1 protein-coding gene is annotated in these 1755 nt (G+C 39.4%); it reads right to left on the bottom strand.

Features of this window, described 5'->3' with window-relative positions; all coding sequences use genetic code 11:
- Nucleotides 1-204: 204 nt before the first annotated feature.
- Nucleotides 205-1755: response regulator (locus B2X72_RS24665; protein ID WP_286851906.1), on the bottom strand; the 1551-nt coding region annotated here is incomplete at its 5' end.

Raw genomic sequence — 1755 nt, forward strand, 5'->3', positions numbered from 1 at the left:
AAACAGTTTTTAAAAGGTGAATTATTTTTAAAATAGTATTAAAAACAACTATATTTGTAGCATCATAATTTAGGTTTATAATTGGTTATTGAAGGTTTTCATTCTCCCCGTTTGAAAACCTTTTTTTTTTGCCTGCAAAAAAAACTTCGGTCTGCTTTTAGGGCTGCTTATGCTTACCAAATTAGGAAGACCTTTGCTTATTTTTTAATTGCTGCTTTCCTTGATACCGAATTTTTCAACATAGGTACGTGGACTCTCCTTATAGAATTTCTTAAATGTTTTGCTAAAATACTTTGGATCATTGAACCCGACCTGATAAGCCACTTCACTGATACTCAAACCAGTATCGTTCACTAAAATATAGGCTGCTTTCTTAAGACGTACCATATTAATAAATTCAACCAAATTCAGTCCTGTTTGCTGCTTAATCTTGCGGTACAAAACAGAGCGGCTCACGCCGATGGCTTTTGTAAGATCCTGCACTCCAAAATCTTCACAGCCCAGATTTTCTTCGACAACCTTCAATACCTGATCCAAGAAACGAGTTCTTTCAGGCAGATCTGTTCCCTGTGCTCCAAGAAGATAATTCTGCACAAATTTTTCCTCCAATCGTTTCCGCGTCTGTATGATGTTTGAAATTTTCTGAATGAGATGCGGCATGCTGAAGGGCTTGGTAATGTAATCATCTGTACCGATTTCAAACGCCTCTGTGATATAAGGATCAGCTGTACGGGCTGTCAAAAGAATCACAGGAATATGATTTGAACTACTATCGTTTTTAATCTGCTGCAAAAGTGTGATTCCATCACAGTTGGGCATCGTTACATCTGAAATGATAATATCGGGCTGTCTTGCTTGCACCAATTCCAGCGCCTCAATACCATCATTAGCTTCTAAAACAATATATTTTTTTCGTAAGTTTTCACATAGAAAACAACGAAGCTCCACATTGTCCTCGGCAACAAGTATGATTGGCTTATCTTCATCCGATACAGAAGGCTCTATTTCTGTTTTTATAGCATCCACATGTGGCATATCGGCATCTGTAGGGTCTGAGCATACTGTGGCTACAGTACCGTCCAAAGCCATGAGCTCTTCGATGCGGACATTCCCCTGTGGCAGGCTGATCCGAAATACCGTATTGAAGTCTGCCGGCTCCTGTGCCATATTACTTTCAACAGTGAGCTTTCCGCCGTGCAGATGTATGATCGAACGACAAAGTGCCAAACCTATTCCGCCATTGGTAGCCGACAGGCCTTTTGCATTGGCCTGATAAAATTGTTCAAATACAAAAGGTATATCTTTGGCTGGGATTCCACGCCCAGAATCCCAAACGGAAACAAGCAATTTCTCCAACTCGCCTTCCCCTTCTAACTCAACCTGTATCTTTATTTTACCCCCCTTGTCCGTAAATTTAAACGCATTATAAATCAAATTGACAAGGACTTTTTCAAATTGCTCCGGATCAAAACCTCCAACATAATCAGGGCTTACCTTATTATCCAGGAAAAACTGAATATTATTTTTCTCGGCAATAAAGTAAAAATTCTGGCGAATGTTTTCCAAATACGTAGCAACATGAACCTTTTGGCAAAACAATTTCATCTTTCCGCCTTCATGTTTTCTGAAATCAAGCAGCTGATTAACCAGATTCATCAAGCGATCCGCATTTCTTGTTGCATAACCAAGGTGTTCCTGGGCATATGCTGAAAGCGAGCGATCGTCTTTTAATTGATTTAACGGTCCAATAATTAA

The sequence above is a fragment of the Sphingobacterium sp. UBA7253 genome (assembly GCF_002472745.1).
GTDB lineage: Bacteria > Bacteroidota > Bacteroidia > Sphingobacteriales > Sphingobacteriaceae > Sphingobacterium > Sphingobacterium siyangense.